This window comes from Synechococcus sp. MU1643, assembly GCF_020514095.1.
Taxonomy (GTDB): Bacteria; Cyanobacteriota; Cyanobacteriia; order PCC-6307; family Cyanobiaceae; genus Parasynechococcus.
Map to the genome: position 1 here is coordinate 104,791 of NZ_VTKY01000003.1, position 22,999 is coordinate 127,789.

The 22,999-nt window shown below is 60.0% G+C and carries 24 protein-coding genes and 1 pseudogene; 10 read left to right on the forward strand and 15 right to left on the reverse strand.

Going from position 1 to position 22,999, the window contains the following annotated elements; genetic code table 11:
• Nucleotides 1–14: 14 nt before the first annotated feature.
• Both frr and FZX09_RS06695 read left to right on the forward strand, forming a co-directional pair.
• The gene (frr, locus tag FZX09_RS06690; RefSeq protein ID WP_226401369.1) at nucleotides 15–563 is read left to right on the forward strand and encodes a ribosome recycling factor; all 549 of its coding nucleotides are present in this window, start codon (nucleotides 15–17) and stop codon (nucleotides 561–563) included.
• On the forward strand, nucleotides 560–1,705 hold the full coding sequence (locus tag FZX09_RS06695) for a geranylgeranyl reductase family protein (RefSeq protein ID WP_226401371.1): 1,146 nt from the start codon (nucleotides 560–562) through the stop codon (nucleotides 1,703–1,705). Before frr ends, FZX09_RS06695 begins: the two co-directional genes overlap by 4 nt.
• On the opposite strand, the gene FZX09_RS06700 is transcribed toward FZX09_RS06695, so the two are convergent.
• The 3 genes and pseudogenes from FZX09_RS06700 to FZX09_RS06710 form a co-directional block, all read right to left on the reverse strand.
• On the reverse strand, nucleotides 1,702–3,180 hold the full coding sequence (locus FZX09_RS06700) for a deoxyribodipyrimidine photo-lyase (protein WP_226401373.1): 1,479 nt from the start codon (nucleotides 3,178–3,180) through the stop codon (nucleotides 1,702–1,704). The genes FZX09_RS06695 and FZX09_RS06700 overlap by 4 nt on opposite strands.
• A gap of 73 nt (nucleotides 3,181–3,253) precedes the next feature.
• A pseudogene (locus FZX09_RS06705) lies at nucleotides 3,254–3,822 on the reverse strand (PucC family protein).
• Nucleotides 3,768–4,247, reverse strand: coding sequence for a PucC family protein (locus FZX09_RS06710; RefSeq protein WP_255599729.1), 480 nt, complete (start codon nucleotides 4,245–4,247; stop codon nucleotides 3,768–3,770). Before FZX09_RS06710 ends, FZX09_RS06705 begins: the two are co-directional and overlap by 55 nt.
• Before the next feature lie 7 nt (nucleotides 4,248–4,254).
• Here FZX09_RS06710 and FZX09_RS06715 point away from each other — a divergent pair, with 7 nt between their 5' ends.
• Nucleotides 4,255–4,503: a hypothetical protein gene (locus tag FZX09_RS06715; RefSeq protein ID WP_226401375.1), complete on the forward strand. Its 249-nt coding sequence runs from the start codon at nucleotides 4,255–4,257 to the stop codon at nucleotides 4,501–4,503.
• 415 nt (nucleotides 4,504–4,918) lie between these two features.
• Here FZX09_RS06715 and FZX09_RS06720 read toward each other — a convergent pair whose 3' ends face one another.
• From FZX09_RS06720 to FZX09_RS06740, 5 genes are read right to left on the reverse strand one after another with little or no spacing between them, the layout of a single operon-like run.
• Nucleotides 4,919–5,302, reverse strand: a complete 384-nt coding sequence (locus FZX09_RS06720; protein WP_226401376.1) for a cyclic nucleotide-binding domain-containing protein — start codon at nucleotides 5,300–5,302, stop codon at nucleotides 4,919–4,921.
• A gap of 14 nt (nucleotides 5,303–5,316) precedes the next feature.
• The gene (locus FZX09_RS06725; protein ID WP_226401378.1) at nucleotides 5,317–6,489 is read right to left on the reverse strand and encodes a transaldolase; all 1,173 of its coding nucleotides are present in this window, start codon (nucleotides 6,487–6,489) and stop codon (nucleotides 5,317–5,319) included.
• A 48-nt stretch (nucleotides 6,490–6,537) separates the two neighbouring features.
• The gene (locus FZX09_RS06730) at nucleotides 6,538–8,343 is read right to left on the reverse strand and encodes a penicillin-binding protein 2 (RefSeq protein ID WP_226401380.1); all 1,806 of its coding nucleotides are present in this window, start codon (nucleotides 8,341–8,343) and stop codon (nucleotides 6,538–6,540) included.
• A complete protein-coding gene (locus FZX09_RS06735; RefSeq protein WP_226401382.1) occupies nucleotides 8,343–8,780 on the reverse strand; it encodes a hypothetical protein in 438 nt (145 codons plus the stop codon). The genes FZX09_RS06730 and FZX09_RS06735 overlap by 1 nt, the downstream gene beginning before the upstream one ends.
• A gap of 55 nt (nucleotides 8,781–8,835) precedes the next feature.
• Nucleotides 8,836–10,098 carry a type II CAAX endopeptidase family protein gene (locus FZX09_RS06740; RefSeq protein ID WP_226401384.1) on the reverse strand — a complete coding sequence of 421 codons (1,263 nt, stop codon included), beginning with the start codon at nucleotides 10,096–10,098 and terminating at the stop codon, nucleotides 8,836–8,838.
• Between the two features lie 76 nt (nucleotides 10,099–10,174).
• Here FZX09_RS06740 and FZX09_RS06745 point away from each other — a divergent pair, with 76 nt between their 5' ends.
• Both FZX09_RS06745 and FZX09_RS06750 read left to right on the forward strand, forming a co-directional pair.
• Nucleotides 10,175–11,503 carry a histidine phosphatase family protein gene (locus FZX09_RS06745; RefSeq protein ID WP_226401386.1) on the forward strand — a complete coding sequence of 443 codons (1,329 nt, stop codon included), beginning with the start codon at nucleotides 10,175–10,177 and terminating at the stop codon, nucleotides 11,501–11,503.
• 4 nt (nucleotides 11,504–11,507) lie between these two features.
• Nucleotides 11,508–12,773, forward strand: a complete 1,266-nt coding sequence (locus tag FZX09_RS06750; protein ID WP_226401388.1) for a dihydroorotase — start codon at nucleotides 11,508–11,510, stop codon at nucleotides 12,771–12,773.
• Here the strand turns inward: FZX09_RS06750 and lepB are convergent.
• Nucleotides 12,763–13,428 (reverse strand): signal peptidase I, encoded by a 666-nt coding sequence (gene lepB, locus FZX09_RS06755; RefSeq protein WP_226401663.1) that lies wholly within the window; start codon nucleotides 13,426–13,428, stop codon nucleotides 12,763–12,765. The two genes, FZX09_RS06750 and lepB, sit on opposite strands and share 11 nt — an antisense overlap.
• A gap of 78 nt (nucleotides 13,429–13,506) precedes the next feature.
• Between lepB and FZX09_RS06760 the strand changes: the two genes are divergently transcribed.
• Nucleotides 13,507–15,012 carry a hypothetical protein gene (locus FZX09_RS06760; RefSeq protein WP_226401390.1) on the forward strand — a complete coding sequence of 502 codons (1,506 nt, stop codon included), beginning with the start codon at nucleotides 13,507–13,509 and terminating at the stop codon, nucleotides 15,010–15,012.
• On the opposite strand, the gene FZX09_RS06765 is transcribed toward FZX09_RS06760, so the two are convergent.
• The 4 genes from FZX09_RS06765 to FZX09_RS06780 all read right to left on the reverse strand — a co-directional run bounded on the left by FZX09_RS06765 (nucleotide 14,975) and on the right by FZX09_RS06780 (nucleotide 17,036).
• Nucleotides 14,975–15,337 carry an arsenate reductase family protein gene (locus FZX09_RS06765; protein ID WP_226401392.1) on the reverse strand — a complete coding sequence of 121 codons (363 nt, stop codon included), beginning with the start codon at nucleotides 15,335–15,337 and terminating at the stop codon, nucleotides 14,975–14,977. The two genes, FZX09_RS06760 and FZX09_RS06765, sit on opposite strands and share 38 nt — an antisense overlap.
• Nucleotides 15,338–15,340: 3 nt before the next feature.
• Nucleotides 15,341–15,700 carry a 2Fe-2S iron-sulfur cluster-binding protein gene (locus FZX09_RS06770; RefSeq protein ID WP_226401394.1) on the reverse strand — a complete coding sequence of 120 codons (360 nt, stop codon included), beginning with the start codon at nucleotides 15,698–15,700 and terminating at the stop codon, nucleotides 15,341–15,343.
• A 69-nt stretch (nucleotides 15,701–15,769) separates the two neighbouring features.
• Nucleotides 15,770–16,279, reverse strand: a complete 510-nt coding sequence (locus FZX09_RS06775; protein WP_226401396.1) for an inorganic diphosphatase — start codon at nucleotides 16,277–16,279, stop codon at nucleotides 15,770–15,772.
• A 289-nt stretch (nucleotides 16,280–16,568) separates the two neighbouring features.
• A complete protein-coding gene (locus tag FZX09_RS06780) occupies nucleotides 16,569–17,036 on the reverse strand; it encodes a resolvase (protein ID WP_370624201.1) in 468 nt (155 codons plus the stop codon).
• 147 nt (nucleotides 17,037–17,183) lie between these two features.
• Here FZX09_RS06780 and FZX09_RS06785 point away from each other — a divergent pair, with 147 nt between their 5' ends.
• From FZX09_RS06785 to FZX09_RS06800, 4 genes are all read left to right on the forward strand, one after another.
• Nucleotides 17,184–18,965, forward strand: coding sequence for a proline--tRNA ligase (locus FZX09_RS06785; RefSeq protein WP_226401400.1), 1,782 nt, complete (start codon nucleotides 17,184–17,186; stop codon nucleotides 18,963–18,965).
• A gap of 24 nt (nucleotides 18,966–18,989) precedes the next feature.
• The gene (gene psb27 / locus FZX09_RS06790) at nucleotides 18,990–19,415 is read left to right on the forward strand and encodes a photosystem II protein Psb27 (RefSeq protein ID WP_226401402.1); all 426 of its coding nucleotides are present in this window, start codon (nucleotides 18,990–18,992) and stop codon (nucleotides 19,413–19,415) included.
• Between the two features lie 85 nt (nucleotides 19,416–19,500).
• Nucleotides 19,501–20,820, forward strand: a complete 1,320-nt coding sequence (locus FZX09_RS06795) for an adenylosuccinate synthase (protein ID WP_226401404.1) — start codon at nucleotides 19,501–19,503, stop codon at nucleotides 20,818–20,820.
• A gap of 41 nt (nucleotides 20,821–20,861) precedes the next feature.
• On the forward strand, nucleotides 20,862–21,875 hold the full coding sequence (locus FZX09_RS06800) for an adenosine kinase (protein WP_226401406.1): 1,014 nt from the start codon (nucleotides 20,862–20,864) through the stop codon (nucleotides 21,873–21,875).
• Here the strand turns inward: FZX09_RS06800 and cutA are convergent.
• Together cutA and FZX09_RS06810 are read right to left on the reverse strand one after the other, a co-directional pair.
• Nucleotides 21,844–22,188, reverse strand: a complete 345-nt coding sequence (gene cutA, locus FZX09_RS06805; protein WP_226401665.1) for a divalent-cation tolerance protein CutA — start codon at nucleotides 22,186–22,188, stop codon at nucleotides 21,844–21,846. The genes FZX09_RS06800 and cutA overlap by 32 nt on opposite strands.
• Nucleotides 22,181–22,972 carry a precorrin-6A/cobalt-precorrin-6A reductase gene (locus FZX09_RS06810; RefSeq protein WP_226401667.1) on the reverse strand — a complete coding sequence of 264 codons (792 nt, stop codon included), beginning with the start codon at nucleotides 22,970–22,972 and terminating at the stop codon, nucleotides 22,181–22,183. Before FZX09_RS06810 ends, cutA begins: the two co-directional genes overlap by 8 nt.
• Nucleotides 22,973–22,999: the final 27 nt, after the last annotated feature.

Consider the following 22,999-nt stretch of genomic DNA (forward strand, 5'->3'; position numbering starts at 1 on the left):
CTCCCTCAGCAACCATGTCGACCCAGGACCTCGAAGCCAGCATGCGCAAGTCGGTGGAGGCCACCCAGCGCAACTTCAACACCATCCGCACCGGCCGTGCCAATTCCTCACTGCTGGACCGGATCAGCGTGGAGTACTACGGCGCTGACACGCCGCTGAAGTCTCTAGCCACCCTGTCGACCCCTGATTCCCAGACGATCCAGATCCAACCGTTCGACATCAGCGCCCTGGCCTCGATCGAAAAAGCAATTGCCATGAGTGAGCTGGGCTTCACCCCCAACAACGACGGCAAGATCATTCGCATCAACGTTCCGCCCCTTACCGAGGAACGCCGCAAGGAGTTCTGCAAGCTGGCCTCCAAGTACGCAGAGGAAGGCAAGGTGGCGCTGCGAAACCTGCGCCGCGACGCGATCGACAAGATCAAAAAGCAGGAGAAGGAGGGTGAGTTCTCCGAAGACCAGAGCCGCGATGAGCAAGACAGCGTTCAGAAAACACTCGACAAATTCATTTCTGAACTCGAGAAGCACCTGGCCAACAAGGAAGCCGACATCCTCAAGGTGTGAGCAACGGAGTTGAACGTACCCGCGATGTTCTGATCGTCGGGTCCGGGGCCGCTGGTGGTGCGGCAGCAGTGCATCTCGCGGCGGCGGGCCATGACGTTCTGACGCTTGAGCGCGACGACGGGCCGCGGGTCAAACCCTGCGGTGGTGGCATGGCAGCCTCTGTACAGCAGTGGTTCCCGTTTTCCCTGGAGCCAGCGGTGGAACAGGTAATCCGTCAGGTGGATTTCAGTTGGTGCCTGGAGGATCCGGTGGTCGCCGAGCTACCCGGGGATGCACCGTTCTGGATCGTGCGCCGCGAAACGCTGGATCAACTGCTCTCAGACCAGTCCATTCAAGTTGGGGCTGAACGCCTTACGGGCGTTGAGGTCAATGACATCCGTCGTCATGGAGATATCTGGCAAGTGACGGCAACCGATGGTCGCCATTGGCAGGGGCGGGCCGTGGTGATCGCCGATGGTTCGGGGTCCCCTTGGCCCCGACGGCTCGGCTTGGGGGCAAAACAACCACAGATGGCTACCACCATGTCGGTGAGGCTCGAGGGTCAAGGCAGGCTCAACGATGGCATGACCCGCTTTGAATTCGGCCTGGTGAAACAGGGCTTCGCCTGGGCCTTCCCCCTCGCTGGCGGGGTAAACATCGGTGTAGGCAGCTTCATCGGCAAGCAGGACGCCGACCCGGAGCAGGTGCTGGCCCAGCTGCTGCCCGATCTGGGTTTCGCCGCCGATGCTGGGATCCGCAAACGGGGGCAACTGCGGGTGTGGAACGGCCATCACCGTCTGGATGGCAACGGCATTGTGGTGGTCGGCGATGCAGCATCACTGTGCGATCCATTTCTGGCGGAAGGGCTACGCCCTGCCCTGATGAGTGGCTGCGAGGCGGCTCGACATCTGAGCCAATGGCTCAAAGGCGACAGTCGAGATCTGCGGGGCTACAGCCGCAGCATGCGGGAGCGCTGGGGTGAGTCGATGGCCTGGGGTCGGCGCATTGCCCAGGTGTTCTATCGCTTCCCCGGTGTGGGGTATCAGCTGGGGATCAAGCGGCCCACAGCACCACGCCGGATTGCTCAGATTCTCTCCGGGGAGATGGGCTACGGCGACATCGCCCAACGGGTGATCAAACGGCTGTTGCTACAGCGCAACTAAAGGCCAAGGCTGAGCTGATGGCAGCCGTTGTCGGGTTGCTGAGGTTTGCGCCGGCGGCGGGAGGTTGTTGGCTTTAACCCCGCCTTACGGGAGCCATGCTTGCGCTGAATCGCATCGGCATGGCGGTCAAACCCGGCCGATCGACGGATCTCCCAGATCCGATCCTTAGCGTCCTGCATTGATGCGGTGACATCAACGATCGGTTCCGGCATACCACCGCCGAGCATCCAAGGCTCATGGATGTGAATCGTAGGCACATCCTTGAGTTCAGGGCACCACTGACGGATGAACAACCCATGGGGGTCGTGGTCCATCCCCTGCTTGATCGGGTTGTAAATCCGAATCGTGTTGATCGACGTGCTGCCCGACTGCATTTGGCACTGGCTCCAGTGAATCCCCGGTTCGTAATCAACAAACTGACGGGCCAGATGCAGACCACTGTCCCTCCAGGGAAGCCAGAGGTTGTAGCTGGCGAAGGACATCAACATCGCCCGCATGCGGAAGTTGATCCAGCCATGGGCCTGCAAGGCGCGCATGCAGGCATCCACAAAGGGGACGCCAGTACACCCTTCGCTCCAGGCCGTCAAACGCTCAGCATCCACTGCTCGAATGCCCCGCATGAACGGATGGAAATCGGTGAATTCAATCGCGGGCTGATCCTCCAGCTTCTGAATGAAATGGCAGTGCCAGTGCAGCCTTGATTCAAAGCTGCTGACGCCGCGACCGCTATGGGTGCGGCTGGCCTGCAGCACCTCCCGCATCGAAAGACAACCCCAGGTGAGATACGTCGAAAGCCGAGAACAACCAATGAAAGCGGTGTTGGGGCTCGACATCGACCGTTGATAGCGCTGGGCACGGTTCTGCAGAAAGTCACTCAACTCCTTGAGGCCGACCGAACGCCCGCCGATCTGACGCTGCGGACACGTATCCGAACGCAGGTCTGAGCAGGGGCGCTCAGGGATCACACCAGGATCAATGTCCTCCAGCGGTTGCAACGCGGCCGGCGCTGGCGTGATGGGCTCCGTCATCTGAACCTCCCAGCGTTTGGCCCAGCCATTGCGACTGCGCATCCGGCGCGTCACCCCGAACTGCGGGATTTCCGTCCAGGCGATGCCGTGCTGACGAGCCCAGGCCCCAATGCGTTTATCGCGCTGGTAAGTCCAGCCGTTGCCGGTTTCCTCATGGCTCCACAGCCCATCGATGCCGAACTGGCGCCGGGCCCGCTCCAGCACTTGCACCACATCACCGGCGCGCACCACCAAGGGCTGGCCCAGATCCGCCAAGGCCTGACGCAACTCCACAAGCGACTCCTGGCAGAAGAGCCACTGCCGCTCAGAAGAATCGGGCTGCTGCCACAACTCGTACTCCACCACATACAACGGCAGCACTAGGCCCCGTTCGGCAGCAGCAGCCAAGGGCCGGTGATCAACGATGCGCAGATCACGCTTGAACCAAACGATCTGCAGCGGTGCCATTCACTGCAATTCAAGGGATTCGTTTCTAGTGGATCCGGCTCTCCATCCAAGCCTCAATCAACAGACATCTCCATCACAGCGCTGAAGCGGATTTAACCGTGTTGCGGAAATCCACCACATCCAAACGGCGCGTCATCAACGCTGCACCAAGGAAACAAACCATCTGCAGGGCAAAAACACCGCAATAGGCAGCGAACAAATCACCCCCGTTCCAAGCTTTGAGCAAGGTGAGCAGCCCGCCCCCACTGATGGTGGCCAGGCCGCAGGAATAGGCATAACCCGCACCCCAAACACCAAGCAGAAAGCCGGTGCGGCCGGGTTGGACAAAGCTGAACATCAGGTGACGCAGGCATTCATACACACCCCAAGCGACAAACCAAACAAGCCAACGGCAGTCCGTAACAGGGGGATGGACTGCTCCGCCCCAGCCCACAGCATCAGCATCAAGGCCAGTGCGGCCAGCACCGCACCCACCCTGGCGGTGCGGATGTGTCCGACGCGCTCAATCAACCAAAAGCCACTGAGCCCCAAGCCGCCAAAGAAACCAAGGGCAATCAACACATTCAGCGAGGTGGTGGCACAAACACTCATGCCAAAGACGGCGGCGCCATAGGGCTCCCACACCGCATCGTTGAGAAACATGCTGAAGGTGAACAGGCAGAGAACCCCAAGAAACGCCCCGCCTGGGGGATGGTGCGCAGTTTCAAGAGCAGCTGGGGCAGGTGCAAGGCCAACCGCTGGGGAACATCGGGAGGTTCAGAACCCACAGGCACCGTCAAACCTGTGATGCGGCGTTCCACGCCAAATACAGACACCACCCCCAGCCCCAGCAACACCAGTGGCATCAACACCGACAGGACCCGCGGCCGTTCGGCTTCCGTGGTGCGATCGGCGATCAAGGCCGAAAAGGCTGTTCCACCAGCGGCAATTGCCGTGCCGATCGCCACGAACACGAGAATCAGAAGGCCAATCAGCAGCCCATTGAGCTCTCCGCCGTAGGCCTCCATGCTATTGGCCAAGCGCAGCACCAGCTGGCAGGCCACCCCGAACAACAGGGCGATCGCCAACGAGCTGATGACGATGAAGGGGGTGCGCCGCAGCAGGCTGGGGGGGGATGCGATCGGAGCGATGGCCGAACCAGGCGCGGGTAAACCCCATCAACTGCTGACCACCCACGGCCAAGGCCGCCAGCGACGCCGGCAGCTGGATGTCTTAAATCAACAGACGGTTCAGCAGTCCCAGGATGAGCACGCCAAGGATTCCAAGACTCAGCCGGGACAGTCCAAGTTGCATTCCGAGGTGGAGCGGCCGCATCGCAAGTGATCGAAATCCAAAATCCCGATCATTCTCACTGATTAACCGAAAAACTCAGTTGCTTTCCTCAGACAACACAATCCTGAGTTTCTATGCGGCATAGCCGGCCTAGGCGAGCCGTATACCACAACAAAAGCTTGAGAAAACTCCTGTTAAAAGCCTATTTATTCGCGCCAATCCATCGCTTTAAAAAGAGATGCAATCCGAGCTGCCCTTCATCATTTAAATGCACCACACAGACACAGACTGGATCACCAGTACAACTTCTCCACAATTGCAGACCAATACAACCTCGACTCCCCTGACATTTCCCCTTACCTCCAAAGCTTCAATTCGTCCTTGCAATAAATATTGCAGAAACACATTTCAGCCACGACTTAAAATCATGTCGAACAATCGTCGGACCCCATAAAAAATTTCCGTCTCAGCCTTCAGCCAACTTGATATCGCACAAACGGGTATCAATCGATGCGAGCAGCTGTACCGCAAACATCGGCGTCTCCTGAATCGCAAACAGAAATTTGTCGCGGTTCATGGCAATCAAACGGCACTCACTAGTGGCCGTGGCTGTGCTCAGACGCTGATTGTCCTCCACCACCAAGGCCCCCGCGCCGAACACATGGCCTAAAAGGATGTCCTCATGTCCCTCATATCCTGCTGAATCGATCCAGGTGAGCCGCACGGATCCTTCCAGCAGGCCATACATGCAGGCGCCGGTTTCTCCCGTACGAAACAGCACTTCACCCGGCTTGAGATGAATCACCTCAGCCTTGCTGGACAAGGCACGCATGGTGTCGAGCGCATACATGGAACCAGCGCGACTCAAACAGAAGTCAGAGCCAGGGCTGCACCGAAGCCTTGGCGCACATCCTCCTGAGAGATCAAACCATCATGGTCATGATCCAGGGCATCAAAGATCGCATCACTGCCGAGCCATTCATCGCGGGTGATCGAGCCATCGCCGTTCATGTCGTTGAGCATGAAGATCTCAGAAACGGCGTGGCGGAAGGCGGAGCCACCCTCCAGTTCCGCCAAACGATGGGCCAGTTGATGCTCCAGCGTTTCAATTGCCTTGCTGAAGCCTTTGATTCCCTCGGTGAGTTTGTCGCTGGCCATCCGATCGTCCTGCATCAATGCGTCAAAGCTGGTGCGATCGACGTGGATCTTGGCTTCGCCATCCGTGGGATGGGCCGCATCCAATTTCTGAGTCAGCACGGCATCACTCTCACGGAGTTGATCCAACAACTTCGGTGAAATCGTGAGCAGATCGCAACCTGCCAGCTCCGTGATCTCATCGATGTTGCGGAAGCTCGCCCCCATCACCTCCGTGCTGTAGCCGTGAGTCTTGTAGTAGTTGAAGATCTTGGTCACCGAAATCACGCCGGGATCTTCCTGCCCGGGATAGGAGTCGCGCCCGGTTTCTGCCTTGTACCAATCCAAGATGCGCCCGACGAAGGGGGAAATAAGGGTGACGCCGGCTTCGGCACAGGCAACCGCCTGACCGAAACCAAACAGCAGGGTGAGGTTGCAGTGAATTCCCTCTTTCTCCAGCACCTCGGCGGCTTTTATGCCTTCCCAAGTGGAAGCAATTTTGATCAGCACGCGATCGTTGCTTATGCCGGCATCGTTGTACAAACGAATCAGCTTGCGCCCCTTTTCAATCGTGGCGTCGGTATCAAAACTCAGGCGAGCATCCACCTCCGTTGACACACGACGGGGAACAATCTTGAGAATCTCCTTACCGAAAATCACACTGATTTCATCGAGCGCCTCCCGTACCACGTCTTCAACCGCTGCGTCGCTACCCATCAACTTGCGCGATGACCGCAACGCCTCATCAATCAGGTTCTGGTAGGCCGGAATCTGCGCAGCAGCCAGAATCAACGACGGGTTGGTGGTGGCATCCCTGGGGGTGAACTTACGGATAGCCTCCAGATCACCCGTGTCGGCAACGACCACGGTCATTTGTGAAAGCTGATCGAGCAGGCTGGCCATGATGTACGACGGCTCAATACCCGTAACGTAGCGGCGCTTTTTGATGCGTCAGCTGTTGAAAAGCTTGTTCAATTCAGCAGGTTTTGAGGGAGCAATGCGCTCCACAACCAGCAAGGCATCAATAATCTGCTTGGCGACGGGAACGGCCACGGTGGAGCCATAGGCGTTTTCACCTTGGGGCTCATCTACCACCACAAACACCACGTAACGGGGATCCTCAATCGGCAAAGTCGCTACAAAGCTGCAGATCTTGGCCCCTGGCAGATAGATCCCATTCAGGGCCTTCTGCGCCGTTCCCGTTTTGCCACCAATTCGGTAGCCGGGCGTTTTCGCACCCTTGCCACTGCCCTGATCCACAACAGATTCCATCCACTGGAGCACCGTGCGCGTGACCTCCGAATTCAGAACCTGGTGACCACTGGGTGCCGCCGCAGGTGCCAAGGCATCACCCGAACGGAAGCCACGGGTGATGTGGGGACTGATCAACTTGCCACCATTGGCCAGCATCCCGTGAAGCTGGACCAGCTTGAGCGGCGTCAGCGAAAACCCCTGACCAAAGGCCGTCGTCGCCGGCTCGATCGGCTGACTGATGAACTGCTTCTTGCTCTTGAGCTGTCCGGCCACCGCTCCAGGTAGGTCGGTGTCGGGACGCTGATTGATGCCAAGACGCTCCATCCAGTTCCAGTAGGCATCGTCGTCAAGACGGCGCATGGCTTGGACCATGCCGACGTTGCTTGACACCTGCAGCACGGTGGCGAAATCCACCAAACCATGCGCTTTTTTGTCGTGGTTGTTGATCGGCCAACCACCGATCATGAGCTTGCCCACGTCATTCACCCTATCCGTCGCCTGAATGGCGCCGTCCTGTAGTGCCAAAGCCAGATTGATCGGCTTGAACGTCGAACCCGGTTCATAGAGATCCTGAACGGACCATTCCCGAAACCGCCCGGTGGGGAAATCCCAGTAGCGGTTGGGATCGTAGGTGGGTGTCGATGCCAGCACCAACAGCTCACCATTGGTGGCATCCATCACGATCGCGGCACCCTTTTGGGCTTTCCACTTGGCAACCTGCTCAGCAAGAGCGTTGAGTGCTACCTGCTGGAGCCTCGAATCCAGCGTCAGCTGCAGGCGCAAATCATCGCCATAAAAGGCTCCCGGGGCGAGGTTGGCCGGCAACGGCGTGCCGTCAGCGCCGCGGCGGAGATATTGGGTTTGCTCATGGCGAGCCAGATCACCATCACGGCTCTGTTCAAGACCTGCTTGAGGTTGCCGCTCCGCATTGAGAAAGCCCACCACGTTGGCGAACAACGCCGCCTGGGGATACACCCGCTGGGGATAGGCCTCCAGATCCAGACCGCTTATTCCTAGGGCACGGATGCGATCGGCCGTCTCCGGATCCAGCTCCTCAGCCAATTTGATCCCCGAGGCCTGGGTCCCCATGACCTTCAGCAGCGCAGGTACGGAACGAGCCAAGGGATCGGCCAACACCTCCGCCACATCCTCGGCAGGGCGGACGAGATTTGGGGCATCTCCCGGCATGTTGAAGTAGCGGGGATGGGCCCAGAGCCGAAACCGCTTTTCATCCATCGCGACCAGGCGTCCGGTGCGATCGACAATCGGTCGCCGTTGCCCCAAGGGTTGGGTGCGCTGCGTTTGCAGCTGACGGGCACGCTGCTCCAGATCGGGGGCTTGCACCAACTGCAGCCAGGCCATACGACCTACCAACCCCAGCAGGCCTGCAGCCAGGATCCAGAAAATGATCCAAAGCCGCTTGGGGGGAACCTGGGTCAAAGGAACGACCCGCGCGCGGGAACGCCGCGAACGGACGGGTCGATGCCCTGACAGCCGCGTCATCAGTACCCCGCCCGAATGGGCTGATTTCCCAGGGCCTGGAGAGATGCCATGGGAGAGGACGCGGACGCTTGCTGAGAGCCCAGATCGGGGGGATCGAGATGCACCAGATTGGCCACTTGCGTTGGCACCAGGCGGTTGGGCTGCTGAGAACGATGCAACAGATGCTGTTCCATCACAGCGGTTGATTCCGTCAAGCGGTGTGCCTGGGTGCGTGTTGCCTCCAGCAGGTGGAAGGCAACGGTCCAGCGATGCTGCCAGTGCAGCGTGAGACCAGCCAGAACAGCGACTGCCGCAATCAAACCCAGCAATGTGCCGTCCATCAGGCGATGGAGCCCCCCAACGAGAGGGGAGCGTCGTGCAATGCGTCCGGAGGACAGTGACCCTTGAATCAGCTCGAAAGCCGTGGTCGATGCACGCTTTTCCGGAGCGGCAACCACCGGGATCACAGGCGAATAGGTTCAGTGAACCACCTGCAGAAAGGCGGGGCAAGGCTCAGAGCAGCAGCAGATTCAGGAACGTCACGGCGTTCCACAGCCCATGCATCAGCACCGAGGGCCACAGGCGTCCGCTGCGCAGCCGCACCAAGCCAAGCCCAACCCCCAACACAGTGAGTGGCGCCAACTCGCCAACACTGATGTGGGCCATGGCAAACAACAGGCCACTGAGCAGGACCCCCGGGAGGGGACCGAGCCGGGTCGCCAACACCGGCAGTAAGGCACCGCGAAAAATCGTCTCCTCAAACAGCGGCGCCAGCACAACCGCAGTGAGAGCAAGCAAGGCCAGGGCAAGCGGATCACGGCTGCCCAGCACCAACTCCAACAGCGGATTGCTACCCCCGGGATCCCCCACCAGGCGCACGAGCAACCACCCCGTGAGCATCACCACCGGCGTCACCATCAACCAGCCCGCCAGCGCATCGCGCAGAGCTGAGAGCAGCGGACGCACGCGCCACAGCATCCATCCGCCAAGCGGTGCCCTCTCCTTGGGCAACGAACGCAGTTGCCGCCAAAGGATCAGCAGGCTCGGCAGGGCCATCACGCCGTAGTTGATCACCACGCTGACGGCTTCACGACGAGGACTGCCCAGCCCCACCGTCAGTGCACCCACCAGCGGAAACGCCACCAGTGGAACGCCAACAGCACTGATCACGACGAAGCCACCCGCCACCAGAAGCGCCATGTCGACCAGGGTCAGCTCCGGCCCCTGAACATCTGGCCAGGCCATCAGCCGGCCTCGCAGCAAACGCCAGGCCTGACCAAGCAACAGCAGGCCACCGAGCAGGGCCGTCACCAGGGGCAGCACCGTGCTGAGGGCCAAACGGAACGCCGCTTTCCCCGCGGCTGAAGCATCGATGCAGAGCGTCGGATCAGAGACCCCCGCTTCGCAGTGCAGCTGCTGGAGCAAAGGATCGTCGGCATCGCGTGCAAGGTCCGCTGATGCGGAACCTTGACCCTGCAACAACAGAAGCATCTGTTGCTGCCGCTCATTGCGCTGCTCTGGGCTGATTCCCACCAGGGCCTTAAGCAGCGCATCACGTGGCGACTCCCCGAGGAGGGCGTCCCGCAACGGGGGAGGCACTGCTGGTTCAGCAAGAAGCGTCAGCTCCTGCTGCTGAAGACTCAGGGCCGGTGCCACCGAAGGTCGCGAAAGGCTGTCAATCAAGCCCGAAAACCAGATAAAACCAGCCAAAGAAAGGGACAAGGCCGCCAGAAGTCCCTTCCAGCGCGGGGAAACCGGTTGTGGGGAACTGGGCACCAGCGGGCATCAACTTCCCACGATTGTCCCCCCGAAAGGCCGCTTCCATACGATGACCGCGCCTTGACGCTGCAGCGTGCCCCTTCGTCTTCTTCTGGTCCGCCACGGTCTCAGCAGTTTCAACAAGGAACGGCGCATCCAGGGCCGTGATGATCTCTCGAACCTCAGCGAGGAGGGGCATGAGCAGGCCAGGGCCCTGGGCCGCTCGCTCCAGGACGTGAGCATCCAGGCCATCTACAGCTCTCCTTTGCAGAGGGCGGCGGCAACCACTGCGAGCCTGCTGGAGGCAAAAGGCAGGCAGACACCGGGTCCCGTCTTTGACGACGGACTGCTGGAAGTGGATCTGGAGCCCTGGTCCGGCCAGACCATTGACGAGCTGACTCAAGGCTCAACGGAGGCCTACAAGATCTGGAAGCAGCGGCCTATGGAACTGGAGCTCCAGCGTCGTGATGGTTCGAGCTACAAGCCACTGCCTGAACTGATGGAACAGGCGCGGGACTTCATCAGCAACCTGTTGGAGCGCCATCCCGCCAAAGGCAACGACACGGTGCTGGTGGTGGCCCACAACGCCATCCTGCGCTGCCTGATGATGGTGTTGCTGGGGGAACCCGACCAAGGCTTCCGGCGTCTCCGCGTCGACAACACCTCCCTTTCCATCTTCAACCTCCGGCCGGGAGAGAACGGCCCCCAGGTGCAGATCGAATGCTTAAACAGCACCACGCATCTGCAACCGCTGCCGGAGAGGGGCAAAAACGCCAGGCTGATTTTGGTGCGACACGGCGAAACCGACTGGAACAAAGCCGGGCGCTTCCAGGGGCAGATCGATATTCCGCTCAATGAAAACGGTCGCCATCAAGCCGCGGCCGCCCGCGATTTCCTCAAAGACATCCCCATCGATCGGGCCTGGAGCAGCACGCTGTCGCGCCCAACCGAAACGGCCCAGATCATTCTCGAGGCGCATCCCGATGTACCCCTGACTCAGATCGACGGCCTGGTGGAGATCGGACACGGTCTCTGGGAAGGCAAGCTCGAATCCGAGATCAGAGAGGGCTGGTCGGAGCTGCTGGACACCTGGAAACGTGCTCCGGAAACCGTGCAGATGCCTGAGGGGGAAACCATCCAGGACGTGTGGGCCCGTTCCGTCCGGAGCTGGGGAGAGATCGCTGGCGAGCTGAAGCCTGAGGAAACGGTGCTGGTGGTCGCCCACGACGCCGTCAACAAAACGATCCTCTGCGATCTGTTGGGGCTGACCCCAGCCGATATCTGGGCCGTCAAACAGGGCAACGGTGGCGTCACGGTGGTCGACATTGCCGCCGATCCAGGCCAGCCTGCAGTGGTGACCTGCCTCAACCTCACCTCCCATTTCGGAAGCGTGATTGACCGCACGGCAGCAGGCGCTCTCTGACGTCATGAACGACACCTTGCTGCTGGATCCGGTTCGCGTCCTGCGTGGCCCCGGAGATTCGGTTCAGCGCGGTGCAGTCCTGATCCACCGAGGGGTGCTCGTCGGCTTTGACGACCAGGCCCGGCAGCAGGCCCTCGGCCTGGGCATCAAAGCCAGTCCAGCACCGGCTCAACTGGTTGCCCCCTGCCTGGTGGATCCCCATTCCATCCTTGAGACCCCCTTCAGTGGAGATCAAGAAACAGCCGTGAGCCTGCGGCACTGTGCAGCCGCAGGGGGCTACGGCCAGATTGCCCTAATTCCCCGCAGCAGCAGCTGGCGCGATTGTCCTGAGCGGCTCCAGGGATTCCGCCTCGATCAGGATCAGACGGCAACGGTTCGCCTGCACCTTTGGGGCGGCTTCAGCCGCGGCGGCAAGGCCGATGAACTTGCTCCCCATGGCGATCTTCTCGAACACGGTGCCATCGGACTGGCGGACGATGACGCCATGATTCCAACCCCGTTGCTGGAACGGGGACTGCTGCTCGGAGAGATGGGGGGATGCCCGGTGCTCGTGGCACCCCGGGATCCCGATCTGCAAGGGGAGGGTTTGCTGCGGGAAGGGGTGGAGACGCTGCGGGCCGGATGGCCAGCGGATCCGATCACCAGCGAGACCGTTCCTCTCAGCCAGTTGCTGCTGCTGCATCAACGCCATCCGGAACGACAACTGCGGCTGATGAACCTCTCCACGGCAGCCGCGGTGCAACAACTTTCAGGCTGCGATTCCCCTCCCTTGAGCAGCGTGAGCTGGTGGCATCTTCTGACCGACCGCAGCATGCTGGCCAGCAGCAACCCGGGCTGGCGTGTTTGTCCATCCCTCGGTGGACCAGACGATCGCCAGCAGTTGATCCAGGCTCTTTATCGGCGAACGATTACTGCCGTGGCTGTCCACGCTGTGCCTCTGGATGCCGAGGACATGCTGCTGCCAGGTGATCAGCGCCCCGCAGGCCTCAGCGGCCACCATTTGGTGCTTCCTGCGCTGTGGAATGCCCTGGTGCGGCCTGGACGCTGGACCGTGGAAGATCTTTGGCAGGCCCTCAGCTTTGGGCCGTCGGCGCTGATCGACCAGCCCACTGAACAGCTTGAGCATGGCAGCCGGCGCTGGCTGCTGTTCGATCCCGATCAAAGCTGGACCATCAGCAGCAACACCCCTGGAGCACCGCGTGCTGCCAACATCCCTTGGATAGGCCGGGAGCTTCAGGGACGGGTTGTGGCCTGTGGCCTCAGTTGCTGAGCGGACCGATGCGCGAAGGAGGCCAGAAGCGGAAAACGGCACGCCCAATGATCTGATCGTCAGGCAAAAACGGGCCGCCCGGCCAGCGACGAGCATCCTGGCTGTTGCGGCGGTTGTCGCCCAGAACAACAACTTTGTCTTCGGGAACAACGGCATACAGGCCCTTGCAGCCGATCATTCCGTCGCGATCGGAGCAGAAGTTGGTGACGTAAGGCTCGTTGAAGGCCGTGCCGTTAATGCTCACGGCACCACGGCCGTTGACCTCCAAGACATCACCAGGAACACCCACCACCCGTTTGATCCAAGCCTCACATTCGGGATAGCGCTGCAACAGCACACGATCCACAACCCAGCTGATGCCCGGGAAGGTGACGAAGCCGCACTTCAGTGGATTGGGTTGCCCCGCCTCCAACTTCCAAACGGGATCGAAGGCACTGGGAGAATTGAACACAACGATCTCTCCCCGCTGAGGAGGTCGTGAGCGGTACGACAGCTTCTCGACGATCAACTTGTCGCCGACCTGAAGACCCGGCAGCATCGATCCCGAAGGGATGTAGCGGGCTTCAAAGGCGAACTGCCGAAGCAGGAGATAAAGCGAAACCGTGAACAGAAATGGGGCCCAGAACTCCCACATCGCGCTCACTCTGCCCTTCACATCGGAAGACCCTCTCTCGGCGTTCAATGTGGGCAGGCTCAATCTTTCGATCCACGATAAGGGCAACCTGCAGACCCCATGATCCGTCCACGCTGGCAAGCACTCAAGCCCCAACACGGCCTGCTCAGCTGGCGCCGGTGGGACCAGGCCATTGCTGTTATCGCCGCAGTCAATCTCACCTGGGTCGCCATTGACCTCACTTACATCCCCCTTCGGAATTTCTGGCTGCAACGCAATCTTTATCCAGTGCCATCGCTTCCCCTGGTGGTTCCCCTGCCCTGGCTGCCAGACATCACCCCATTGCTGGATCCACTCAAGGGCATCGAACCCCATCGCGACACCAAGGCCTACCTCAAGGCCTACACGGCCCTAGATCGGGCATTGCAGCAGAACGGCTCAAGCACTGCTGAAAGCACCAATCTGCTGAAGCAGCAAGCGGTGCTCACCACAACGCTGATGAACAGCAACCCTTTCATCAGTTCTGGCCAAGCCGGCGCGCTTGAAAAATTCAAGAACCGACTCCGCGCCCGTACCGGCCTGGAATCAGCACGTGACTCCGCCAACCTGCTCTTAAGCCCCGAGCATCTGGAACGCTTCCCCTGGAGCCAGGAGCGTTACTTCTGGAGCCAGAAGATCCTGCCACTGGTGGAGAGCAACTACTGGCGAAGCATCGATGAAAACGGCCGCCCCAGCGATTTGAGCTGGCGCATCGACACGCCGTTTCAACTGCTGTTTCTGCTCGACATTCTTCTGCGCGCCTGGCGTCTGAAACAGCGCTATCCGGCGATCCGCTGGCGCGACGCCCTTTTACGCCGCTGGATCGACCTACCCCTGCTGCTGCCGTTTGCGCGCTGGCTCAGGGTGATCCCTGTCTCAGAGCGGCTTTGCGGAGCCGGCCTACTGCAACTCGAACCGCTTCGTGCCGTGATCAGCCGCGGCGTGGTGGCCCTGTTGGCAGTGGAGCTGTTTGAAGTGATCGCCATCAGGGTGGTCGATGCTCTGCAGCAATTGATCCGATCACCACAGCTGCCGGAGAAGGTTCGCGGACTCTGCAGCTATCAAAGCAGTGATTTGAACGATGAGCGGGAGGTGATCGAGCTGCTGCGGTTGTGGCTTCCCCTGGTGCTGACCCGCATTGGCCCGGCCATGCGACCGCAACTGCAAGCCGTGATCAGCCATCTGGTGCAGCAGAGCTTGGACCAGAACGTCGTGCCGGATGCCCTGCGGCGGCTTCCTGGACTGCAAAACGCCGAATCAGAATTCAGCCGCCAGCTGGCCGAAAGCATGGTGACCTCAGTGCTCGACCTATCCAAGGGAGCCGGAAACCGCATCGGTCAGCGTGACCCGGTTCTGGAGTCCCTTGGATCCGAGACCTTGGATCGACTCTGGGAGGAACTGGCCCATACCCTTGAGCAGGGTCCTGTACTGAGCCGTAGCCAGGATCTGCTGGTCGCACTCCTGGAAGAGATCAAACTCTCGAGCTTCAGGCAGATCCGCGACCAAGGCGATGTGGACGCCCTGATCAGCGAATTGGATGGCTTGAACTTCAGCCCTGGAGTGCTAACTCCCAAAGATCAGGCTTGAACCCGGTCAGATACGTGGAGCTATTCACTTCCACAAACGGACGTTTGATCAATTTGCCATCTGCAGCTAAGGCATCCATCGCCTGGTCATCCGACATAGCCTTTAGTGCTGCCGCGCCCATAGCGCGATAACTCTGGCCACTGGTGTTGAACAACAGCTTTCTTTCACCGAGGGATTGGTAAGCGGCCGCCAGCATGACTTTGGACGGTGGAGTCAGGGTGATGTCGTGTACCTCATGGGCGATGCCTCGCTCGGTAAGCCAGGCCAATGCCTTTCGACAGGTGCTGCAGCGGTTGTAGCTGTAAACCTGGAGGGTTCCGGCCAAGACTCAGCGGCCGAACAGGGATTTGATAGCACCAACGAGGCTGTTGGAGCCGCGGCCCACACCTTCAGCCGGACTGGTACGAACGGTGACATCACCAAACACTGTGGTTCGGCAGCTCAGACGGAAGTTCGCAGGACGGTCAGCCAGATAGACCTCTTCGACGTCGCTGCGGGGGGACAAGTTGGCCTGCCCTTCAACCACCTCCATCACACATGTGCCGCACTGACCAACGCCACTGCAGTTGTTGAGGTTGTTGAGACTCTTGTAGGGATTGACGCCTGCATCAAGTGCAGCCTTACGCAGATTCGCGCCCTCGATGCAGCCAACCTGCTGGCCTTCCTGCTCGAATCGGATGGTGGGCACGGTTTCTGCAAATCTCAATGCGCACCAACTTACAAGCATCCGGCCTGATCAAGGGGCTCTTTCCTGAGATCAATTGGCTGCATTGATGCAGGAATCAAGTAACGGCTGAACCGCATCGAGGTCGCGCCATCCATTAATCGTCACGACACCCCCCTGCAACGTGCGGTGAGTCCTGAAGAATTCCGCAACCTCCTCAAGCTGGGATGCGGCGATCTGACGAATGCTGCGGATGTCATCCTGACCGGGATCTGCATCAGGAACACAAAGAATCTTCCCGTCGTAAGCATCCCGATCGTGGAGATCCAACACGCCGATGGGGCGAGCCTTGATCAGACAACCCGCAAACGTGGGCTCAGCCATAATCACCATGGCATCGAGGGGAGAGCCATCCTCCGCCAGCGTGTTGGGGATGAAGCCGTAATCGAAGGGGTAACGCACCGAGGAATGCATCACCCGGTCGAGGACCATCACGCCAGCTTCGGCGGAGTACTCGTATTTATTCCTGCTTCCTGCCGGAATCTCCACTATGAGATTCACCAATCCTGGCGAAGGTGACGGGGGGAGCTGATGGAGATCCATGCCGATCCGAGGCGGTGGGGATCAGTTGCGGAGAAGGGAACGTTCGATCCGTGATCACAGCAACAAGAGGAGCGCTGAAACTGACAACAGCAATCAGCAATCCTTTGATGGCCGTCAACGAGGCGCGACGACTAAACGGCTCATCCGCCTCCGACGACGCGATGGCGTCATCGTGAGACGGGTGGGGAACATCTGAGGCCATAAAACGGGGAGCTGCAAAAGCCCCCTCTTCAGATCACAACGTTGATCAACTCATTCTGTCACTGCCAAAAGCAGGACGCACAGATCATTAAGCGGCGGGCCGGTCTTGCTGGTCAAGACGTGCGCTCAGGTCAGAAGGTGGTTGTCCTCCTCTTGACTCAAGTTGGCTTCGGATCAGTCGGAGCTCCTCAAGGATCGATCCCAAAATTTGCTGCGTCGCCGTTGAGGGAGCGTTCAGCACCTCCACCGTGACTTCCTTGATGCGTAGAACATCTTTGGCGAAGCGCGCCACCTCGTTGGGGTGGAACATCAGCGGATCTTTCTGATCGCTGCGGTACTCCGGATTCAGCTTGCGGGGGTTGAAGGGAGGATTGAGGTTGCGAACGTCTGTATTTGTGTACCGGTAAACCGAGGCACGGGAGCGGTTAAGGGATTTCTGAACGTCGTCGATTCCGACCAGGGCCTCAGCTTGCGCAGACGGCTGGGCTGGATCCATGGAAATCTCGGCCGCTTGTTGAACGCTTGACGCCACAGATTCGACGGACCGAGGAAACATGAGACGGGCCTAGGACAGGCTGGATTGAGCTGGACGGTAGCAGTCGAGACTCAGGGCGCACAGTGGAATTCCAGCAAAACAGACACTTCCACGATCGGCATGCCTCCGAAGCGGTGATAACTTCCAAATTCCATTTTCTTGCGATTGATGCGCGTCTCCCGCCTGCTGCTGGTGACGCTTCGGGATGTTCCCGCCGAAGCGGAGATCACCTCGCATCAGTTGCTTCTAAGGGCCGGCTTTATCCGTCGCGTTGGATCAGGGATCTACGCCTACCTCCCCTTGATGTGGAGGGTGCTTCAGAAGATCACCGCCGTGGTGCGAGAGGAGATGAACCGCGCTGGCGCCCAAGAAACGTTGCTGCCACAACTACATCCTGCTGAGCTCTGGCAAAAAAGTGGCCGTTGGCAGGGCTACACCGCTGGAGAGGGGATCATGTTTCACCTCAAAGACCGACAAAGCAGAGAGCTGGGGCTTGGCCCAACCCATGAAGAAGTAATCACCAGCCTGGCGGGTGAGCTGCTGAGGTCATACCGGCAGCTCCCAGTGAACCTCTTCCAGATCCAGACCAAATTTCGCGACGAGATCCGTCCCCGCTTTGGCCTGATGCGAGGCCGCGAATTCATCATGAAGGACGCCTACTCCTTCCATGCCAGCGAAGCAGATCTTCGCGAAACCTACGGCGACATGGATCAGGCCTACCGCCGCATCTTTGAACGTTGTGGCCTGGATGCCGTCCCTGTCGATGCCGATAGCGGAGCCATCGGCGGCGCCGCCTCCCAGGAGTTCATGGTGACAGCGGAGGCCGGGGAAGACCTGATCCTGATCAGCGATGACGGCCAATACGCAGCCAATCAAGAAAAGGCTGTTTCGATCCCATCCGCCGCATCTCCTCTCGCCGATGGTCCGGAAGAATCGGTTCCAACTCCTGGGTTGGGCAGCATCGAGAGCCTCTGCGTCGCCAAAGGCTGGGACCCGAGCCAAGTGGTGAAGGTGCTGCTGTTCGTAGCGACGCTCGACGATGACACCCTCCAACCCCTGCTGGTGAGCCTCCGTGGTGACCAAGAGCTCAACCCGACCAAGGTTGTGAACGCCGTCAGCCAAATCCTGAACAAGGATGTTCTCGATTGCCGGCCGATCACACCAGACGACAACAACCGTCAGCAGATTGATCTGATCCCCTTTGGATCGATCGGGCCCGACCTCTCCGATGAAGTCCTGCAGGGAGCCAAGACCTGGGAGCAAACATTCCTGCGTCTGGCGGACGAAACCGCCAGCGAACTCGGCAGCTTTATCTGTGGTGCCAATAAGCCCGATTTGCACCGTTTCAACACCAGCTGGGCCGCCATGGGGCAGAAGCCGGTCAACCTGGATCTGCGCAATGCACGGGCAGGCGACGTCTGCACACACAACCCCGAATCGCTGCTGACTGAAAAAAGGGGCATCGAAGTTGGCCACATTTTCCAGTTGGGCCGGAAATATTCCGATGCCATGGAGAGCCGTTTCACCAACGAGAACGGCAAGACCGAACCGTTCTGGATGGGTTGCTACGGAATCGGCGTTTCCAGGCTGGCGCAGGCTGCCGTCGAACAGCACCACGACGACAGCGGCATCTGTTGGCCGACCGCCATCGCCCCCTTTGAAGCCATCGTTGTTGTTGCCAACGTCCAGGACGAGACCCAGGCCCAGCTTGGGGAAGCGCTCTATTCAGAGCTTCAGGATGCCGGAGTCGATGTGCTCATCGACGACCGCAAAGAACGCGCCGGCGTCAAGTTCAAAGACGCAGATCTGATCGGCATCCCTTGGCGGATCGTGGTGGGACGCGACGCGAACGAGGGAACCGTTGAAGTGGTGTGCCGCAGCAGCCGCGAGGTGCAGAAACTCCCCCATGCTGAGGCTGTGACCTGCCTGATCAAGGCACTCCACCCCTAAAGTTGGACAACATTGAAGGGTTTCATGCTCTCCGCACTGACACGCCTGCTTCGCCCCCTCAGCCGGGCTGCCATAGCCCTTGGTCTGGGATTATGCCTTCTCCTGACAGCCTGCAGTGGGGATGCCGAAGCTCGTCTCAGCGGCGACTACGTGGAAGACACCGTGTCGGTCTCCCGCACCCTGCTAACGGTGATTGACTTGCCTCAGGACGATCCGACCCACGCCGAAGCTGAAGCCGACGCGCGGGTATTGATCAATGACTACATGTCCCGTTATCGGCCCCAACCCCGTGTGAACGGACTCAGCTCCTTCACAACGATGCAAACAGCACTGAATTCTTTGGCTGGTCATTACGCCTCCTACGCCAATCGCCCCCTGCCTGAAGCGCTGCATGACCGCATCGCCAAGGAACTCAACAAGGCTGAGAAATCAGTGGTCCGGGGCAGCTGAGTCCTGAAGACAATTTCAGCTTTGACGAGGCCACCCGAGATCTGAGATACTCGCGGATTGTGCATATCTGCGGCTTCGGGCCGCCATGTTCTTGGCCAACGTTGTCGTCATCGGAGCGCAGTGGGGTGACGAGGGAAAAGGAAAGATCACCGATCTTCTGAGCCGCTCCGCCGATGTGGTGGTTAGGTATCAGGGTGGTGTGAATGCAGGCCACACGATTGTTGTTGACGATCGTGTGCTCAAGCTGCACCTGATTCCCTCTGGAATCCTCTATCCAGACACGATCTGCCTGATCGGATCCGGCACGGTGGTGGATCCCAAGGTGATGCTCGGTGAGCTGGACATGCTCATCGCCAATGACATTGATATTTCAGGGCTTCGCTTGGCATCCACCGCCCACGTGACGATGCCCTACCACCGCCTGCTCGATCAGGCGATGGAGAAGCAGCGGGGGGCACGCCGGATCGGAACCACAGGCCGCGGAATCGGCCCCACCTACGCCGACAAGTCGCAGCGCAGTGGCATCCGCGTCATCGACCTCCTGGACGAACAGCGGCTAAGCGAACGCCTTGAAGGCCCACTTCAAGAGAAGAACGAACTTCTTCAAACCATCTACGGCGTTGCTCCCCTGAACGCCGAAGACGTCATCCAGGAATACCTGGAATACGGCAAGCGACTAGCACCCCACGTGGTGGAGTGCACCCAGACGATTCATCAGGCAGCGCGAGCTCGCAAAAACATCCTGTTTGAAGGTGCCCAGGGCACGCTTTTGGACCTGGACCACGGAACCTACCCGTACGTCACTTCCTCCAATCCAGTTTCCGGAGGTGCCTGCATCGGTGCAGGCGTCGGCCCGACCCTGATTGACCGCGTCATCGGCGTCGCCAAGGCCTACACCACCCGCGTGGGTGAAGGCCCCTTCCCCACCGAACTAAGCGGAAGCCTGAATGACCAGCTCACGGAACGCGGCGGTGAATTCGGCACCACCACTGGCCGGCAACGTCGCTGTGGCTGGTTTGATGGCGTGATCGGTCGCTATGCCGTACAGGTCAACGGCTTGGACTGTCTGGCCGTGACCAAGCTGGATGTTCTGGATGAACTGGACGAAATTCAAGTCTGTGTGGCCTATGAACTCAATGGCGAGCGAATCGAGCACTTCCCGAGCAGTGCCGATGATTTCGCCCAGTGCAAACCCATCTTCGAAACGCTGCCTGGCTGGCAGTGCTCCACCGAAGAATGCCGCAGCCTTGAAGACCTCCCCAAACCGGCCATGGATTACCTGCGCTTCCTCGCCGATTTGATGGAAGTGCCGATCGCCATTGTCTCCCTGGGGGCCAGCCGTGATCAAACCATCGTTGTTGAAGATCCGATCCATGGCCCCAAGCGGGCCTTGTTGAGCGCCTGAGCCTCTGAGGTTCATACTTCGGGGCTGCTTTCCATGCGCCGATGTCATCAGAGACCCGTTTCCCCAGCGCCTGCAGCCTCGATGTCGTTGGCATCGGAAACGCCATCGTCGATGTTCTGGTGCAGACGGACGACAATTTCATCGCTGAACACAGCCTCCAAAAAGGGGCCATGGCGCTGATCGATGAACAACAAGCTGAGGGTCTCTACAAGGCCAGTGGCGCTGGCCTCGAGACCTCCGGTGGCTCGGTCGCAAACACCATGGTGGGCATCGCCCAGCTCGGAGGTCGCGCTGGTTTCATCGGCCGTGTTCGGGACGACCAGCTCGGCAGCATTTTCAGCCACGACATCCGGGCCGTTGGTGCACGCTTTGAGACACCAGCAGCCACCAGTGGAGCCACAACAGCGCGCTGCCTGATTTACGTCACGCCCGATGCCGAGCGGACCATGTGCACATTCCTCGGGGCCTCAACCCAACTGGAGCCCGAGGATCTCGACCTTTCCATGGTCAAGCAAGCCAAGGTGCTTTACCTGGAGGGCTACCTCTGGGACAGTCCTGCCGCCAAACGGGCCTTTATCGCCGCCGCCGAAGCCTGCCGCGAAGCAGGCGGAAAGGTCGCTCTTTCGCTCTCCGATGGCTTCTGTGTGGATCGGCACAGAGCGAGTTTTCTCGAACTGGTGAATGGCCACGTCGATGTGCTGTTCGCCAATGACGTCGAAATTCAGTCGCTTTATGAAACTGATGATTTCGACCAAGCCCTCGAAAGGGTGCGCGGCTGCTGCTCGGTGATTGCGATCACCCGTGGTGCCCAGGGATCCGTTGTGCTGAGTGAAGACCAGCGCTGGGATGTCGGCATCTTCGGCCTGGGTGATTTGGTGGACACCACGGGAGCAGGCGACCTCTATGCCGGGGGATTTCTGCATGGCTTCACCCAGGGAGAGTCACTCGAGCGCTGTGGTCAGCTCGGAGCCCTCTGCGCCGGCCAGATTGTGACCCAACTGGGGGCCCGCTCCCAGGTCTGCCTCAAGCAGCTGGCGGAGACGCATCTGAACTGAGCTCAGCGATTGCCCAGGCCCTGTAGGCCGGTGATGCCGTCACCGGCCAGCACAACCACTCGGGGGTGTCGTAGCCGTGCAGCTCTGAGACGGCCGAGCGCAGGGCGTCCACATGCTGAGCGGAGGTCTTCATCAGCAGTTGCACCTCATGGGACACCTGCAGTGCCCCCTCCCAGCAATAGAACGACTGAACGGGGTGGATGGACACACAAGCCACGAGATGGCGCTCCAGCAAGGCCTCAGCCAGCTGTTGGGCGCGTTCAGCATTCGTTTCCGTGGTCAGGGCCAGCACGAGCCCACTCTCTTCAATCACGCTCAAGCCGATCGATCAGGCTGCTGACATCCTCGACACACTCCACCCCATCGGGGGGGGATGGACGCCGCAACAGCAGCAAGCTCAGCCCCAGTTCCCTGGTGAGTTGATGCCAGAGCTGTTCCGTCACACCACCGGACTGGCGGCAGAGCACCACCCCAATGTCCCAGCGACGGCAGAGGGAGCGCTCGATCGCCCCGGGCACCTCCCCCTGCAGGGGGCGCACCACGGCCAGGTGATCAGGGGGCAGCCCTGCCCGCAAGGCCGAGCGCAATCCATCGGGGGACGGAAGTGCACGGCCATAGGGGATGGCTCCGGCGCGGCGCACAGCAGCAGTCAAGGCCGGAAGATGACGACCTCCAATGGCCAGAAGCAGTCGCTGGTCATTGAGCGGCTGGGCGGCCAATGCCTCGGCATCCTCCAGCAGAGAGGCCGCTCCCAGCGGTTCAAGGCGCCGCTCATAACGCAGCAGCGGTTGGCCGAGATCCGCACAAGCCGTGACCAGGTCATGGCTGACCCGAGCCGCAAAGGGATGCGTGGCATCCACCACCCAACGGAAAGGGCCCGACTGGTGCAGAGCTCCCGTCATTCCGACAATGCCCTGCAGGGCACCGATCGAGATCCGCTCCAGTGGCAGTCCTGCGTAGGCCTTCGCTGCAGTTGCAGTCACCACACTCACGCTCACACGCCAATTACGGCGGTAGAGCTCCTGCACCAAGCGCGGCCCTTCGCCGGTTCCAGCCAGCAGCAGCACACGACGCTGGTCATTCGCGGGGCCTTGCATCAGGATGTGCGCCGTCACCAGCTCAAG